The sequence below is a fragment of the Cyanobium sp. Morenito 9A2 genome (genome assembly GCF_024345575.1).
Taxonomy (GTDB): domain Bacteria; phylum Cyanobacteriota; class Cyanobacteriia; order PCC-6307; family Cyanobiaceae; genus ATX-6F1.
Window position 1 is genome coordinate 120,416 of sequence record NZ_JAGQBJ010000005.1, and the last position, 17,286, is coordinate 137,701.

10 protein-coding genes are annotated in these 17,286 nt (G+C 62.5%); 7 read left to right on the plus strand and 3 right to left on the minus strand.

Annotated elements, in window-relative coordinates; genetic code table 11:
* Positions 1-29 precede the first annotated feature (29 nt).
* From KBY88_RS08390 to KBY88_RS08420, 7 genes are all read left to right on the plus strand, one after another.
* Entirely contained in the window at positions 30-401 is a 372-nt protein-coding gene (locus KBY88_RS08390) for a cytochrome c oxidase assembly factor Coa1 family protein (protein ID WP_254939468.1), read from the plus strand.
* Positions 388-744 (plus strand): hypothetical protein, encoded by a 357-nt coding sequence (locus KBY88_RS08395; protein WP_254939469.1) that lies wholly within the window; start codon positions 388-390, stop codon positions 742-744. Before KBY88_RS08390 ends, KBY88_RS08395 begins: the two co-directional genes overlap by 14 nt.
* 1,646 nt (positions 745-2,390) lie before the next feature.
* On the plus strand, positions 2,391-3,536 hold the full coding sequence (locus tag KBY88_RS08400) for a zinc-dependent alcohol dehydrogenase (protein WP_254939470.1): 1,146 nt from the start codon (positions 2,391-2,393) through the stop codon (positions 3,534-3,536).
* A 168-nt stretch (positions 3,537-3,704) separates the two neighbouring features.
* A complete protein-coding gene (locus KBY88_RS08405; RefSeq protein WP_254939471.1) occupies positions 3,705-4,904 on the plus strand; it encodes a radical SAM protein in 1,200 nt (399 codons plus the stop codon).
* 21 nt (positions 4,905-4,925) lie between these two features.
* Entirely contained in the window at positions 4,926-7,658 is a 2,733-nt protein-coding gene (locus KBY88_RS08410) for a sugar porter family MFS transporter (RefSeq protein ID WP_254939472.1), read from the plus strand.
* Positions 7,659-7,740: 82 nt separating this feature from the next.
* The gene (locus tag KBY88_RS08415) at positions 7,741-8,505 is read left to right on the plus strand and encodes an SDR family NAD(P)-dependent oxidoreductase (protein ID WP_254939473.1); all 765 of its coding nucleotides are present in this window, start codon (positions 7,741-7,743) and stop codon (positions 8,503-8,505) included.
* A gap of 151 nt (positions 8,506-8,656) precedes the next feature.
* A complete protein-coding gene (locus KBY88_RS08420; protein ID WP_254939474.1) occupies positions 8,657-10,426 on the plus strand; it encodes a thiamine pyrophosphate-binding protein in 1,770 nt (589 codons plus the stop codon).
* Here the strand turns inward: KBY88_RS08420 and KBY88_RS08425 are convergent.
* The 3 genes from KBY88_RS08425 to KBY88_RS08435 all read right to left on the minus strand — a co-directional run bounded on the left by KBY88_RS08425 (position 10,396) and on the right by KBY88_RS08435 (position 16,218).
* Positions 10,396-13,896 (minus strand): SDR family oxidoreductase, encoded by a 3,501-nt coding sequence (locus KBY88_RS08425; protein WP_254939475.1) that lies wholly within the window; start codon positions 13,894-13,896, stop codon positions 10,396-10,398. The two genes, KBY88_RS08420 and KBY88_RS08425, sit on opposite strands and share 31 nt — an antisense overlap.
* 13 nt (positions 13,897-13,909) lie before the next feature.
* Positions 13,910-14,782, minus strand: coding sequence for a radical SAM/SPASM domain-containing protein (locus KBY88_RS08430; protein ID WP_254939476.1), 873 nt, complete (start codon positions 14,780-14,782; stop codon positions 13,910-13,912).
* Between the two features lie 83 nt (positions 14,783-14,865).
* The gene (locus KBY88_RS08435) at positions 14,866-16,218 is read right to left on the minus strand and encodes a glycosyltransferase (protein WP_254939477.1); all 1,353 of its coding nucleotides are present in this window, start codon (positions 16,216-16,218) and stop codon (positions 14,866-14,868) included.
* Positions 16,219-17,286: the final 1,068 nt, after the last annotated feature.

Consider the following 17,286-nt stretch of genomic DNA (forward strand, 5'->3'; position numbering starts at 1 on the left):
GAAATTGGTGGCAGCGGAACTGGCCCTGGGTGGTGCCCCTGGGCTGCGCCGGCAGCCTGGTGTCGGTGCTGGGCTTCGTGGGCCTGGCGGTCTTCGGGGTGTTCGGCCTGATGAAGTCCTCCATTCCCTACAAGGAGGCCCTGGGGCGGGCCCAGGGCGATCCGGTGGTGCGCAGCCGCCTGGGGGCTCCCATCCAGGGCGGCCTGTTCCTCTCCGGCCAGGTCAACGTGAGCGGCACCGATGGCAGCGCCAACCTGGCGATCCCGATCAGCGGTCCGAAGGGTTCGGGCACGCTGGTGGTGCAGGCACGCAAAGCCCGCGGGGAGTGGACCTACTCCACCCTGGAAGTGCAGCCCGATGGCCCGGGCACCCCCATCAAGTTGATCGGTGACGCGCTCTGACCCCTGGAGATGCCAGTGCCTGGCCCTGCTTCTCCTGCTGGCCAGCTGCAGTTCAGGGCCGAAGCTGGTCGTCGTCAACCGTTCGGCAGCCACCCTTGATGACGTGGTGGTTTCAGGGGTTGGGTTCGAGCGGCCGATCGGTGCGCTCAAGGGCAGCGAGCAGAGAACACTGGAGGTGCACCCGCGGGGCGAGTCAGGGGTGCGTCTGCGCTTCAAGGCTGCCGGCCGCACCATCGACAGCGGCGAGCTGGGCTACATCGAGAACAACCCCAGCTACCGGGTGGTGGCGAGCGTTGAGCCAAGCCTGGAGGTGAAGGTGGAGTCCAGCCTGGGCAACTACTGATGCGGCGCCAGGAGCCCCAGCCTCGGTGGCGCGTCAGCTCTCCTGAGATCCCCCTGAATCTGCCCAGAACCATGGGGCGGCAGGGGATCTGGGCCAAGAAAAGAGGGCATGGCCCAGCCCACGTCCGCCCGTGACCGGTCTTCGACTGCTCCCCACGGGCCCTTCCCGCCAGGCCTGATCAGGGTGCCGGACGTTCGGTGATCCTGGTCCCTGCCAGGGCAGGAAACCCCACGGCGAGAAGGGCTCTGACCCGCGGATCCCCCCGTTGGTGACGCCCCATGCCCGTTGCGCGGACAGCGACAGCTCGGGCACGGTCGAGGGATGCTGGGTCGAGGGACTGGCCCGTCGGGTGCGGACGGTCAGCCCTCTGCTCCACCACAGCCGTGCCTGTTTCGCAGTGGCCATCCGGCGGCCATGGTTCCCTCGCCCGAGCTGGAGGGACAACGCTGCGCCAATGGCAACCGTGCCAGTGACCTGCCAGATGAACGGGGCTGCCGCTGAACCGGCTGGCCAGGATCCGCCGGACCGGACGGATCAGGAACGCTGGCGATGCCGGCTCGGGACCTGGCCCCGGAAGCGATCAGACGCCGCTGAACAGCCCGATGGGAGACTCCCCCATGGGAGCCAAACGATGGGAAACAATGCCACCCCTGCGCCGGAGAGGACGTTGAAGCCCCCTTAGCGGCAGGCGGGCCATCGGCCGGGAACGGCGAGGCCACAACCCGCCTGACCGGTGGGACGGAAGCAGGAAGGGACCTGAGCTCTTAGCCCCGCGCTCGTCTCCCACCCCGGAGATCTGAGCGCCAAGTCTTTGGAGCATCTCCAGGATTGAATCCACCGGGGTGCTCCGGTTGAACGGGGCCGTGGTTACGGCCGCCCGGGTTGCCCGGCTCGGCCAAGACCCTCCGGGCCGATGGACCTGGAGCACGCGACGGAAGCAACCCTCCACCCTGCGGCCGCAGCAGTGAAGTGGGGCCCAATGGCCCAGGGCCCACGCGCTCTGCCCCGGCGCCAGGGCGGCACAGATGCCGTGGAGGCAGGTGTGCGGTTCCTATGGTTCCCACCCTGCTGAGACCGGAGCGCACCGGGCTGAAGAGACCTGCCCGCCGATTCAGGCTGACCCATCAGCGGCGATCCGCCGCCGTCTGCCCCCCTCACCGATGGCCAGGCCCGCGCCCGCCAGGGCGACGGGGCCATACCTCCGCCGCTCTGGCAACATCAAGAATCGCCAGCGATTTGCTGCGATCTGGGGGAGAAATCAATCACCCGTTCTTGCTCCAGAAGGCCTTGATCATGGAGACGGAAAGATTCACTGAATCCTGCGGGCATGAGCCTGCCGGCGTCCTGTTGCAGCTCCTGTTCCGTCAAAGTGGCCTGTGGCGGCAAGGTAAGTCACTGACGGATCGTGGAGCATCCAGTGGCTGCGTCTGGCCGCTGAAGAGGACCCCATGGGGCTGGTCAAGCCGCCCGCGACAAGTCATGGTGATCATCTACCCATGACGAGAACCCTGGCGCCGGATCGATTTCAGCGGCACAGGCCACGATGGCCCCTGCCGCAACAGGTTGACAGGTGGAAGAACAGCAACGAATATCAACGGGTCCAAAGAGGAAAGGGATGGCAACCTCAGCCCTCTCCACCCTGAAGTGTGAAGCTGATCATGCCAAGCATGAAGGTTGAGGACACAATGACGTCCAGCCTTGTTCTTCACGCCACAGAAGCAGGCAACGGCAGGCAAACACGGCAGGCCAATCAACGTTATAAGGATCCCTCGATCCGCCTTGAGGAAAGGGAACTGAAACCCTTGGCTCCCGATGGTCTGCGCCTTCAGATGCTCAGGGTAGGCATCTGCGGAACGGACATTCACATGACGCAGAAGGATCCCAACGGCTATGTACGTTGCTCAGCGCCCGCCTCCATTCCAGAGCATGGTCGGATTCTGGGGCATGAAGGAATCGGCAGGGTGATCGCCACCGGTGCAGATGTTTCCAGCTTTCGGGTGGGAGAGATCGTGGCACCCGAATCCGTCCTGAGCTGCGGGCTCTGCAGGCCGTGCCGGGCCGGAGCCTTCAATCAGTGCCGGCATGCCCGGCTGCTGGGCATGGAAAACGATGGCCTGTTTTCCGCAATTGCCGACGTCCCGGCCCGATCCGCCGTCGGCATCCATAGGTTGGCCGAAAGCGAACAGGGGCTGCAGATGGCCGCCTGCCTCGAACCCGCGGGCGTTGCCCTGTTGACGGGCCTGAAAGCACAGATGTCACCGGGCGACAAGGTGCTGATCTTCGGGGCCGGGCCGATAGGACTGCTCTGCGCCATGATGGCGCGGCGATTGCATGGTGCATCAGCGGTCTGCATGGTGGAACCCTCCGCCTACCGCAGAGATTTTGCGGCTGCTTGGACTGATCAGGTGGTGGAGTCAGTGGAGGCGTTGGAGACACCCGATGGCGGGTGGGATGTTGTTGTGGAGGCATCGGGTATTCTTGCCAATGTCAACACTGTGTTTCGTCAGATCGCCCCCTGTGGCCGTGTGGCTTTGCTGGGCAGGGGCGGAGAAGCGTTGTTGGTTGAAGCCGTCGACCATATGATCACCAACGCCATCAGCGTTATGGGTCTTCGCGGCCACCTTGGCGGTGTTTACGAGCGACTGATTGACCTGTGCGTTTCCGGGGTCCTTCCCCTGGATCGAATTGTCAGCACAACCATGGAGGGACTCGACAAACTTTGCCATGTGCTGGAGCGTCCGGATTCCATCTCCAGCGCAGATTGCAAGATCGTAGTCAAGCTCTCCAGTTAACTGACTTGACTCCCGGCAGCGCAGGAAACGACGCCCTCTGCCCCTTCAGGACGGCGTGGCAAAGGCCTCCAGATCCAGGGTCGTCCCGCCAGCTTCCGCACAGTTAAGGCGCCGAGATTCACCCGCCAGCTGATGTTAATGACTTCTCAACACCCTTTGATAACCAGCATGGCCAATCCCTTCCCCCTGGACGGCGAGAGTTTTCTGAAGATCCGGATTTCCGTACGGATGCTGAAATGCAACTTCAGTTGCAACTATTGCGTGGCAGCCGCAGGGCAGACGCAGGTGAGCGGGGTGGACTACAGCAGGGGTGCTAAACGCAACATGTGGGGGACGGAAAAAGGCCGGGGCGCGGCACGTCAAGCGATCGAATGGGCGGCGTCTCTGCCCTATCGGATTGGCGTTCGCTACGACGTGCACGGGGAACCCTTCCTCAACGCCGATGTGATGGAGGATCTGGTCTGGCTCACAGGCCAGGCAAACGTTGCCTTTGTGGAAGTGCAGACCAATGCTTCACTGTTCAAGCAGCGTCTGCCGACCCTTGCAACAGCCCTGGATCCCAAAAAGCTCAAACTCTTCTGCACGTTTCACCATACGGAGATCGCCCTCGATGATTTTCTGAGTAACGTCATCGTTGCCAGCGATCTGGGATTTGACGTTGTGGTCAACACCTTGCTCGCAACGGACAATGTGGCCATCATCCGCGAAGCCCTGGAGCGCTGCGCCGAACTGACGATCGCCACCTCTGCTGATCTGAAGTTTCCTGGGTTTGAGGTGCCGGCCACCGAGGCGATGGGTACACGGGTCGATGTTGACAAACGGGCCAGGCATTTTCTCAGCAAAGACCCCATCGAAGAACTTCTCCAGGCCGGTGAAGCAGGCCTGGAGGTCTTCCGGACGATGGCCGACAGCGGACCACTGGGGCGGGAGATTCGCTTTCTGGCGGCCCTGCTGGTGGGACTCTATGGGGGAACGGGCCGGCTCTGCTCCGCCGGTCATGACTATCTGATTGTTGACAACTGGGGCGACGTCTTCCCCTGCACAAGTTATGCGGATATCCAGATGGGTCAACTTGGTTCAGTCTTTGATCCTGGATTTGTTCCAGTACTCAGAGAAGCTGTGTACGCCCCATGTGCCTACGCAGAAACCTGCCACCAGAAGGAAGAATATGGAAATCTGAGCATTCTTCGAGAACACCGGGATCGGCTTAATATGAGCCTAAATTGTGTTTGCGGAACAGCCAAGGAGATTGATCCCCAGACCCTTTTTGACAGCAGAATGGCCCTTCTGGAAACAAGCCGCAACAATCTTCAGACCGGCCGGATCGGGAAGCCCTTCTGCGATCCCACCCCCGCAATCAGCGGATAGGGGTCAGGTCCTCACAACGTCATGCCATTCTCTTCCAAGCCTTCTCCACAATGGTGGCTGGAGGCCAGAGTGTTGATCTTTGCGCTGGTGGCCTCTCTGGGAGGCCTGCTGTTTGGCTTCAACGCGACAACACTCGGGCTGGTGGCCTCGACGGCGGCCAACGACTGGTCCCTCAGCCTGACGTCCCAGTATCTGCTAAGTGGAGCCTTTTTCCTGGGCGCCATCCTGGGGGGGATCTTCATCGGCAGGTTCGGAGATGGCCTGAGCAGACGAGATGTGATCACGACGAGTGCGGCCTGCTATGCCTTCTTCGGTTTTGCCTGTGCCATCTCTGAGCACTTCGAAGAGCTGGTGGTGGCGCGCTTCTTTCTGGGGATCATCGTTGGAGTGACGTCCCTGGCCATCCCCTTGTACATCGCTGAGATCTCCCAACCCAAAAACAGGGGAGCCCTGATCTCACTCAACCAGATGAGCATCACCCTGGGGATCGTTCTGGCTTTTGTAGCGGAGAACAGACTGGTGGATGAGCGTGACATCACGCAGCTCTACACCATCAGCGGCATTCTTGCCGTCGCCGTGAGCATGGGAGCCATCATTCTGCCTGACTCCCCAGCCTGGCTGATCAAGCAAGGAGATGAGGATGCCGCTCGCGCTGTTCTGAGGACCATCCACAGCGCGGATGTGGAGCAGGAGGTGGCCGCCATCAAGGAGAGCCTGACTGACAGCCAGCAGAACGTGTGGGTGGAACTTCTGGAGCCATCGAATCGGAAGCTGCTGGGCATTGGGATTCTGCTGTTCGCGATTCAGCAACTGAGTGGGATCAATTTTGTCCTGCAGCTGGCCGGAAATGGATCTCTGTTTAAGAGCTTGGACCTCGGTTGGGACATGGTGATTGTCATTGGGCTCGTCAATCTGATCAGCACGCTGTTCTTTCTCCTCCTCGTCGATCGCATCGGTCGCCGTCCCTTGCTTCTTGGGGGCATGGCGGGCCTGGCCCTGTGCCTGGTCGGTCTGATTCTCGAATCCACAGGCCATGATGTTCTACGGATGGAAGCAGCCACCCATCCCCTGCTGCTACTTGGCTATGTGTTTTTCTTTGCCATCAGCCTGGGGCCCTTGCCCTGGCTCTTTGTGGCAGAGATGTATCCGCTGGCGGTGCGAGGAATCTCGATGAGTATTCCGATCACCATCAATTGGATCACCAATGCGATCATGGTGTTCGCCGCCCTGTCGGTGGATTCACCAGCGGATACGCTCGCTGTCTACTCGATTTCATTGACGGCCACTGTCATCGGGATTCCACTGTGCTTTCTGTTGTATCCAGAGACCCGGCGGATGCGCTTCTCGCAGATCCGATTCATGTGGCACCAATCGGGTACGGCCAGTGAAAGAAACGAGATCGCCGCCACACTGGCCACCATTGTCGTGACCATCGGTGGGATCTTCTTCGGTTACAACCTGACGGTCATTGCGGGAGCCTTGCTGCAGATCCGAGCGCAGTTTGCTCTCACACCACTGACCAGTGGACTGGTGGTGAGTTCGGTGCTGGTAGGGGCCATTCTAGGTTCCTTCATGAGCGGAAATCTGGCGGCGGCCTTCGGCAGGAGATACATGCTTTTGACGACAACGGTTGTTCTCATCGTCGGGACAGCCGTCTCAGGGCTCTCCGATTCAGCCCAGGCATTGATTCTCGGGCGCTTTGTCACCGGCCTGGCAACGGGGGTGACGGCGAGCATCGTGCCTCTTTACATTTCGGAAATCTCCCCCGCCTCGATTCGTGGTCGCTTGAACTCGATTCAGCACCTTGCTGTCGGTATTGGCGCACTCACCGCCTATGGCACCAACACCCTGCTGATGGAAGTGAACGAAGGATGGAGAGCGATGTTGTATCTCGGATCTGTGCCAGCCTTGCTGCTGGGAATCGGGGCTCTCTTTCTGCCGGAGTCTCCTCGCTGGCTCATTTCCAAGTCCCGTTTCAGCACAGCTGAACGGATGCTCGAACAACTCTGCGTCAACAACCCTGGGCAGGAGCTCGCCCTGATCAAGGCCACGGCCGAACAGGCTCCAGCCGGCTCCAGAACTACACCCTTGTTCTCGAAAACCGTCCGCGGGCCCCTACTGATCGGCCTTGGCCTGGTGTTCTTCCAGGAGTGCACAGGTATCAACATCGTCACCTACTACAGCCCGACGATCTTTCAAGCCAGTGGGGTAAACAATCCAACCACGGCCAGCCTTCTGACCACAATCGGCGTCGGTGTCTTCGGCCTGGCCATGACATCCCTGTCCTTTCTGCTAGTCGACCGCATGGGCCGCCGCAGCCAATTCCTGATGGGAATTCTTGGAGCGCTCACCAGTTCGATCGGCTTCGGGGTGATCTTTGGTGTCCTGCCCTTGGGCTCTCCCGCCGTTCAGTATCTGGTCTTGGCCTGCTTCATCCTGTTTGTTTCTTCCTTCTCCCTGAGCCTTGGTGCCGTCTGCGGGATGATGGTTTCGGAGTTGTATCCGCAGTCGGTCAGAGATCGTGCCATCGGGTTTGTGATCGCCTTTCAGGTGCTCTGCGGCATGGTGGCCTCTTTTGTCTTTCCGATGCTCGCCAACTCGTTGGGTCTGGCGGTGGTGTTTTTCATCAATGCCGGAATCACCGCCCTGGCCCTTCCGTTCTGGTACTACCTCATGCCTGAAACACGGGGCCGGAGCCTGGAGGACATTGAACAGCACTGGCTGGCAGGCAGAAGTCCCGCAACCCTGCGATGACGATCGGGGTGCCGTGCAGGAACCAGGAGGCCAGCTCAGCCCCTTCGTTGAGAGGTGGGGTCAGCGTTGCCAGCATGACACCATGACACCTGCGTCACCCCCCCTGGAGGGCAAGATCGCGCTGGTCACCGGAGCCTCTCGGGGCATCGGGGCTGCCATCGCGCTTCACCTCGCCGAAGCGGGTGCCTCGGTGGTGGTCAACTACGCGGCCCACAGGAACGGTGCCGAACGGATTGTCCGCAGCATCCGGGAGAACGGGGGCCAGGCGATGGCGGTGCAAGCGGATGTCGGCAAGGGCGAGGATGTCGAACGTCTGTTCCTGGCCTCTGATCGAGCCTTCGGTGGCGAACTGGATGTCCTTGTCAACAATGCCGGCGTGTACTACGCCACAGATCTGCAGGATGTGACGCCGGCAGTGTTCGATCACCTCTTCAGGATCAACGTGCTCGGGGTGATTCTCTGCTGCCAGGCAGCGGCCCACCGATTTCCACAGATGGGCGGATCGATTATCAACATCAGCAGCCTCGCCGCCACCAAGGGGGCGACGGGAAGTCTTGTCTACAGCGCGACCAAGGGGGCCATTGATGCCTTGACCCGAACACTTTCACAGGACCTGGCGCCCCGTAACATCCGCGTGAATGCCATCAATCCAGGGCTGGTGATCACAGAAGGAACTCGAACGGCAGGATTCACCACAGCCGCACTGGAGGAGCAATGGAAGGCGAAGACAGCCCTGGGGAGAGTGGCAACGCCCGATGACATCGCGCCGGTGGTCCTGTTTCTCGCCTCCTCAGCCAGCCGATGGCTGACGGGGGAAACCATCCACACCACAGGAGGTGTCCGATAAGCGACACAGCGCCCCACAGCTCCCTCAGCGCGACGCTCCCTGGCTCCATGGGTGCCAACCGCGCTCTTAACTCCGTGATTGCCGTGGCGATTCAGCCCAGCACAATTAAACTGTTGAACAGAACAAAATCCCTGGGCTTGAAAAGATCATCATGAAAGGCTCTGATCTTTTTGCGAGTTATCTCGAGCAGCGAGGGATCACCCATGTGTTCGAACTGATCGGCGGCACCATCACCTACCTTCTCGATTCCATCCAGCAGCGGACCTCAATCAAGATCATCAGCATGCACCATGAACAGGGCGCTGGTTTTGCAGCCGAAGCCTACGCCCGCCTCACAGGACGGCCCGGAATCGCCCTGGCGACGAGTGGTCCGGGGGCGACCAATCTCCTCACCGCAATCGGCAGTTGCTATTTCGATTCAACCCCAGCCATCTTTGTTACCGGTCAGATCAACCGCGACGAGAGGAAAGGAGACCTCCCCATGCGTCAGCTCGGCTTCCAGGAAACCGACATCGTCGCCATGGCCCGACCGATCACCAAGGCGGCGATTCTGGTCGAGGATCCCGCCGATCTTCCCCATCGACTCGAGGAGGCCTTTGAGCTGGCCCTCAGCGGTCGACCGGGCCCGGTGTTGCTGGACCTGCCGATGGAGGTGCAAACCGCCGAGATTCCCTCCCGGTCCCTGGGGCCGGCGTTCGCTCAAGGGACAACAGCCAGCGGCGATTCCTCTGACGCCACAGAGCGAATGGATCTGTTCTGGAAGGCCACCCGTACCGCCCTCAGCCGGGCCGAGCGTCCGCTGATTCTGGCGGGGGGAGGCATCCGAACATCGGGAGCAACGGAGGCCTTCCGCCGGTTTGTCCGGGCCTTGGGGGTGCCGGTGGTCCATTCGCTGATGGGGGTGGATGCGCTCCCCTTCGATGATCCCCTGCGCCTGGGCATGATCGGCCTGTACGGCAATCGCTGGGCCAACGTCGCCCTTTGCGACTGTGATGTTCTGCTGGTGCTGGGCAGTCGTCTCGACAGTCGCCAGACCGGAAGTGATACCGAGCTGTTCCGAGGGACCCGTTCGCTCCATCACGTGGACTGTGACGCCCATGAACTGAACAACAGGGTCAAGGGATGTCAGACGCTGACGGTATCCCTGGAGGCGTTCTTTCGCCGCTGCGGGCAGGATCTGCCCGCAGCCCGAGGGCACGAAGCCTGGACCATCCTGCTGCAACAGCAACGGGAGCAATGGCCGGACACCGCCGAGCTCGGGGCCGTCAACGGCATCAACCCCAACCGACTCATGCAGCAGCTCTCCCAGGCCTCGGGCGCGGCAGCGGCTTTCGTGGTGGATGTGGGCCAGCATCAGATGTGGGCCGCCCAGTCGCTGCGGTTGCGGGACCACCAGCGCTTCCTGACCTCCGGGGGCATGGGGGCCATGGGATTTGCCCTGCCGGCGGCGATCGGAGCCTGCCTGGCGGCAGGGCAGCAGCCGGTGGTCGTGATCGCGGGCGACGGGGGATTCCAGATCAACATCCAGGAGCTGCAGACCATCAAACGGAACCGGCTGCCGATCAAGGTGCTGGTCCTCAACAACCAGTGCCATGGCATGGTGCGTCAGATTCAGGATGTCGCCTTCCAGGCCCGGTACCAGTCAACGGTCTGGGGCTACGACGCGCCCTCCTTCACGGCCGTCGCTTCGGCCTATAGGATCCCATCGGGGCTGGTAACGCAGGAATCCGGGGTTGGCGAAGCCCTGCATGAGATGTGGGCTGATCCGGAGGCCCCCTTTCTTCTGGAGGTCGCCATCGACGCTTCGGTCAACGCCTACCCCAAAGCCATCGCAGGACGTCCCCTCTCGGAGATGGAGCCTCCCTTGGCCACGGACTCCAATGGGCAAGATCAGGCAGACGACCCAGGGGGGGAGCGGTGAACGTCGCGGGCGAGGGAGTCGATCAGCCCACGCACGGCGAAGTCGTTGATCACCTTGGCCAGGTAGTCCGCCGGGAAGCTGGCGCGCAGATCACCGCCCCAGTGTTCTGAAACGGAGTGATCGGAAGCCCCCTCGCCGGGTCCCGGCGCCGCCGGCGCCAGGGGCGAACCATAGGCCTCCAGCACATCCAGCAACGACAGCGCCTGCTGCGGCGCGGGCAGCTCGAGCAGGGCCTGCTCAATTCGATCCAACCACTCGTCGTAGCTGGCCAACCGCTCCAGGGGACAACCTGCCGCCGCCATCCCGTCCACCAGGGCCTCCAGGGGGAACAGGCCATCGGACGGGCCAGCCAGGTCGAGCAGGTTGAAACCACCCGCCTCCGATGCCGCCAGGGAAACGATCGCCTCCGCCCACTGATCAACGGGCAGACCCCGGGCACGGAATCCCCGTTCCTCCCCATCGGGCCCGGGGCCGGAGAAGCGCAACGGGGCCAGCCCCGTGCGCAGGATGCTGTAGATCAGGCGGCAGAAAATGTCGTGCTGGTTCATGTCCCCGGCCAACCGGCGATCGGGGAGAATCAATTCCGGCCGGACGATGCGAACCGGAAGCCCTGTCACCGCGTGGGTGGAGCGCAGCAACTGCTCGCAGGCCCACTTGCTGGCGGCATAGCCGTTGGCATAGGAGTCATCGAGACGGATGCACTCCGTCCAGGGCGCCTCGCCGCTGGGTGTCCCGGACGGACGGCGGAGGCCGCCGACGGCAACTGTGGAGACGAAGTTGATGGACTTGCGCCTGTGCGCCATCGCCAGACGCACGATCTCCGCTGTTCCGGAGACATTGGGTCGCACAACATGGCGGTAGGCCAAACGATGGTTGACCAGGGCCGCGCAATGGCAGATGGCATCGACCTCATGGGCCACCCTGGCGTACGTGCTGGGCTCGAGCCCACACAGGGGCTCGGTGATGTCGCCGGCAAGGACCTTCAGATGGCGACCCGCCAAGGTGCGAAAGCGGAGCGCTGTGGCGCTGTCGTAGTGAGCGAAACGGGCCTCCAGCCGCTCCAGGGCTGAGTGGCGCTGGCTCGGCCGCACGAGACAGAAGAGCCGTCCGCCCGTGGTCGAGAGGCGCTCCAACCAGGCCAGACAGACCCGACCGCCCAGAAATCCGCTCGCCCCGGTGAGAAAAACCGACTGCACAGGCCAGGACCCGGGGGGGAGTTCCGCCACGGCATGGAGGATCGCCCTGTCGACCAACCTCTCCACCGCGACGTCTTCGGCCCTCAGCTCCCGGGCCTCAGCGGAGCGGCCGCCCCTCTCTCCGGGCAGGGCCGGGGTGGGTCCGGCTGGGTCGGCGCGGATGATCCGCGCCCACTCCGCGACCGTGCCGCCGGGACCGAGGATCTGGCTGCCCTCAATGGAAACGCCAAAGAGCTCCTCGATCTGGACCGAAAGCTGAGCAGCGCCCAGGGAGTCGCCGCCCAGCTCGCGGAAACTCCTGGTCTGGAGCTCATCATGGCCCTGCACCCCCAGGCTGCTGCTCAGAAGCAGCAGCAGTCGACCCTCGACGGTGAGCTCGGCTTCCGGGTGCCGGAGGCTCTGCAGGACCGTGCGGCCATGGCTGTCGTGGGCCCCATACAGCTCGTCGAGGGCAGACAGATAGCGCTGGCGGATGGCCGGGCGGATCGGCTTGCCCAGCGAAGTCAGAAGGCCATTTTCATGGCTGAAGGGTTCCGTTGCGAGGATGAAATCCCGGGGGATCTCAAAGCTCTGCAGGCCCCGCTCTCGGGCCACCTCCAGCACCTCATGGCGCAGAAGGGCGATCCACTCCGCCTCGCCCATGGGCGGCTGGGCCCACCGCTCCAGGGCCGCCTGGTCGGGGACGACGACCGCCAGCAGGTAGGAACGGGAGCTGTCTCCATGCACATGGATCTGCCGCACGGAGGTGCAGGCTTCCACAAACAGTTGCTCCAGCGCGCCAACGGCGACAAACTCCCCCTGCGAGAGCTTGATCACATTCTTGCGACGGTCGATGATGGCAATCCGGTTGGGGGCGCGCTCCTCGACGACATCACCGGTGCAACTGAATCCCTCCGCATCAAACAACTCGGCTGTGGCCTCAGGGTTGTTGAAATACTGGCGGATGCCAAAGCGTGTCTTGACACATAACTCTCCCCTCGGGAAAGGGCGATCCGTGAGAAAGTAACCCGATTCCGGCACATCCCTAAGCCGGTACTCAATGACGTTCCGGCGGTTGAGCAGACCGTCCATGGCCAGCCCCCCGCTGGCCGTCTCGGTGCTGCTGTAGCCCTCATGCACAGGCACCTGAAACGTATCGGCCATGAGCGCACGAAGCCTGGGTGCGAGCGGCGCAGAGGCCACAACGATGCTTTGCAAGCGATCGCCCAGAAAGCAACGGAGCGAAGGTTCTGGCGCTGAGGTTCTGGCCCGGATCGATTGAACATGCTGATCAATCCACTCACAGAGGCGAGGGAAAAGAACCAGTGCGGTCGGACGCACCAGCTGAATATCCTCGAAAACGGTGGAGAGATCAGGCCTGAGGGTGAAACAGGCGATGCCACCTGAATTGAGGGCGGAGATCATCGCGTCCCGGCCCATCATGTGATGGAACGGTGCCAGGACAACAACAATTTTCGGGAATGGAGCGGTGACCGTTCGCCACGTGTTGATCAAGGCCCTGGTGGAGATGCAGGCACCCTTGGGGTGGCCGGTGCTGCCCGACGTGTGAATCAGCAGAGCCGGGACCTCGGGATCATCAACGCCCGCGGCGGAGAACTCAAAGCCGTCGCCGTGACCACGGTCGAGGAGCGACTGGAGCAGCCGCAGGGTCACCGGCGATCCCGCCTCCCGAAGCTGACGCTGGGCCTCCCCGAGGAGGGTTTGCTCGGCTGTGATCCGGGGATCGGCGTCGAAGACAATCAGACCTCTGATGCCGGCATGGCGCCTGACAAGATCGACGGCTGCGGGAAGTTGAACGATCGAAACTGCCAACGCGGCAGGAGCGATCTTCAGAAGGATGGCGTCGTACTCGGAGGCGGTGTGATGGCCCGACAGAGGAGCGGGCACAGCCCTGACATAGGCGAGTGACAGGTCGATGACCGCGTAGTCAAGGCTCGCAAAGCCGAGGATGCCAACGGTCTCCCCCGGCCGCAGGCCGAGATCAGGGTCCGATCGCCAGACCATGGCCATGGCCCTGACCCGCTCGTGCAGCATGCGGTAGGTGATGGCACGGAACTCCGGCAGGATCTCTCGCCGGGTGGCGCCCGTGGCTGGGTCAACCCGGAGTTCATGGGCTCGCTCCGCCAGGGCAGGCCGTTCGCCGTAGGCCGAAAGGAACGTGTCGATAATCTCCTCGCAGGAGAGCCCTGGCGCCTGGACCCGCGCCGTCACGGAGGGATCGGGACCTTCGACGGACGGCCCCGACAGACCCAGGGGAATGGTGGCCTCGCTCACGGCGAGTCAGCCCTCAAGCCGGTGCTTTGGCAAACTCAAAGACAGGAAAGTTCTGGGGCAATTTGATGGCGTAGACACAGGTTTTACAGAGGTCATAGGAATGGAGAGGACTGGGGAGCAGGTCAGAAAAAGACTGCTCAAAGATGTTTCCCAGCACATGATCCAGATGGTAATCCTGACAACAGAGAACAATATCTCCATTCGGAAGCATCACGTTGTTGTAGATGTATTCATCGCGACCGCAGATCACAGGGCCGTCATGGGACGCCGCTTGGAAGGATTCCGAAACGCCTTGCTTCTCAAGATTCCCAGACCGTGAATTCATTGTTGGCAGCGCCACGCTGGACTGCGGAAAGATGGATTCGACATCGGGATGGATCGCGCCCATCGACATGACGGAAAAGTTCTGGATGCTGGCGGCTTTGAGAGCTTCAAGCACCTGCAGGTACTCCGGCGTGACATCGATCTTGGCCAATCCCCTCGCATCGGGAAGATGGATGGTGAATCCCCCATGGGGATAGGCGCTGAAGGGAATATCCTTGATCTGATCGACATCCTGCAGACTCATACCGACGGCGGTCGTGAACACGCAAAGGGGATGCCCCTTGTGGTGCGCATGCAGGATCATCCTGGCGCATTCTTCGTTCAGAAATGGCTCGGAAAAGCCTGCAAAGATAATCGTGACATCATCCGGCATTTTATCGAGAGCAAGTCTGAAGTCAGCGAAGGCCAGCTTGCGTTTAGGACTTCGATACCGGCCCAGGAGACTTTTCTGGGGACAATAGGTGCAGTTGACATTGCAACCGATGACCGTGGTGATCTCCATCATGCAAGCTGGAACCCGCACATCCCGCAAACTGAAGTGCGCCAGAGAGTGTGCGGCCATGGCTGAATTCTTTCGCCTTTCCAAGGATGTAAGACCTTGGAGATTTTCTCAACCCTAGCACCAGATCAGTGATCAAGGGATGATCAAGTCGCCTTGCGGCCACCAGCCAGCCGATGTCCCTCGATGAACGCAACTGCCTGAGTCAGGCCAGGCTCGCGTTCCATCGTTCCCTTGAGCCGAGCGAGGCCCGATCTCAATCGCGCGTCATTCACGGCCTTGCCGATCAGTGCCAGCAGCCGATCTGCCGTGATCGCGCTGACATCAGCAGTCAGGGCCAGCTGGTGGTAGGCCGCACGGGCGGCGTTGCCAGGCTGGTCCCTGGCGCAGGGAAGGATCACCATGGGAACTTCATTCTGTACACATTCAAGGATGGAATTGAGGCCTCCGTGATGGACCATGACGACCGCATGCCTCAGCAGTGAAAGCTGGGGAATCCAGGACGTCACCAGCAGATTCTGCGAAGACGGATAATCAGCGAGCAAAGCTGGATCGCTGATGTGGAGCACAAAGAACCACTGCGGAGCCGCTGCGCTGGCCCCTGCCACAGCCGAAAAAAATCTGCGGGCCTGCCGGTAGGAACCGGCACTTGTCCCAAGGGAACAAAGGATGATCGTCCTGTTGGCGGGATCAAAGGGAAGCTCTGGTTCGTTTCTCTGGAAGTCAATAAAGTCGCCGCAATGGTGCCGCTCCCTTCGCCCGGGGCCCGGGAATTGAAAGGCGGCCGGACACAGCACAAGCTCCGGCAGGATCAGATGGGGGCCGATTTCGTCCAGAAGGTAATTGACCTGGCGCTGGCAGCGGAAGTCCGACTGCCTGGCGATCGAAAGGAAGCTGTCGGTGAGATGGTGCATTCTCAGCGGGGCACGGTAAGCACCGAAAAGGCGGGAAGCCAGTCGCTTGCTGAACAAATGCTTGAGGTGCATCAGCTTCCAGGCCAGGGAGATCTGGAGGGCGGAGAACGCTCCCGGACGAGGCGTGATGGAGCTCACCGCAGGGGGGATCCGGGGGTTGTCACACAGAAACAGTGACGTCGAGACCTGAAGTGTCGAGATGCCCAGCCGGAGGCCCCTGAGGGCGACATACCAGAGGAACGAGTCGCAGAGTAGAAGGTCCGGGCGAGCCGCGATCAAACAGCTGTCGAGACTGCCGTCCACGATCGCTGTGGTGTAGCGACGGAAGAGCGTTTCCCCTGCCCGGCGGCGGGCCAGGCGGCTGGTCGGGGCCCCATCGGCGGGTTCCGCCCGAACCTGGTCAGGCTCCGCGAAGAGGTGCCCCGCAAAGGCGATGAAGTCGAAGCCCTGATCCTCCACCAACGGCCTGATACGGGGCATCCCGAGGTAGGCCACCTGATGGCCCTGACAGACCAGCGCTCGGGCCAGCCGGAATGTCCCCAGGTGATGGCCCGGCTCGCCATGCATGGAGAACAGGATCTTCATTCCTTGGCCCCGTTTCCAAGCCGCGGGCCGGCGGCCTTCGCATACCCTGGCGGGCCCTGGCCAGCCTTCAGGGCCCGATCACCGGGGGATCCTGGAAGGCCGCCGGTGATGCGGCAGGCAGCGCCATCCGCACCAACGCCAACGACACCCGCTCCGGTCGAGCGTGCCCTGCTCTGGTGCCGAGAGGCAAGGGAGGCTGAGCTGGTGTCAGCGTCCGGGGGACCACCCGGCGGCAGAGGCTGGGCCTGGATGACAAACGCCGCGGCGATCAACGGGACCCCGTGGGGGCATTCGGCTGAGGCGATCAGCTGGGCACCACCGTTGAAGGCGTTCGGCACGGTGGCGGCCTGGAACAACGTTGACGCCCCTGGCTTCGAGCCGGAGCGATGGCCAAGGTAGCTGGTTCGGCGTGGCGGCTCGGGGGTGGTCGATCGTCTGCGCTGACCGGATGTCGCTGACGCGGCTGCCGCTGGCGGGGCTGCCAGCGATGCCCAGACGGTTCGATCGCCAGTGGAGGGGTCCCGCGGCTGATGGGCCGGGGGATCGGCTTGGCCGTTGGTGCGTGCCGTGCCGGGTTTGGGGCGGATGGGTTTCCGATCCAGTGCCCGGCGGGCTGTTCTCCTGTCACCGGGGCGACAGGTGGCCCGTGGTCCCACCAGACACGGTGGCGGGTGATTCCCCCCGGGAACCCGCCACCCGCAGGGGGCACGGCGGCGGTCACGGCTGGTCCGGTGCCCTCCTCGCTCCGACCTGGCCCGCTGCCACTCCTGACCTTCGCGGCGGCGGCAGCGGTTGAGCGGACTACGGCCAGGTTCTGCAAGGGGCCCATGGCTCCGGGGCGTTGCGACGGGCGTCTGGAACGGAAGACCCGGGTTCGAGGGTCCGCTCCGACGCCGAGGGCATGGCCAACGCCGGGGCCGCGCGCCGGACAACCCTGACCGCCCATGGCCTGGCGGCGCGAGACATCACGCGGGCGCCAGGGGATTCCGCCCGGCTGCAATCGTCCACCCCCGCCGCAGAAACCGCTTCCATGCCACCGTCTTCCCTGGCCCCGGGGCCAGAACTCGC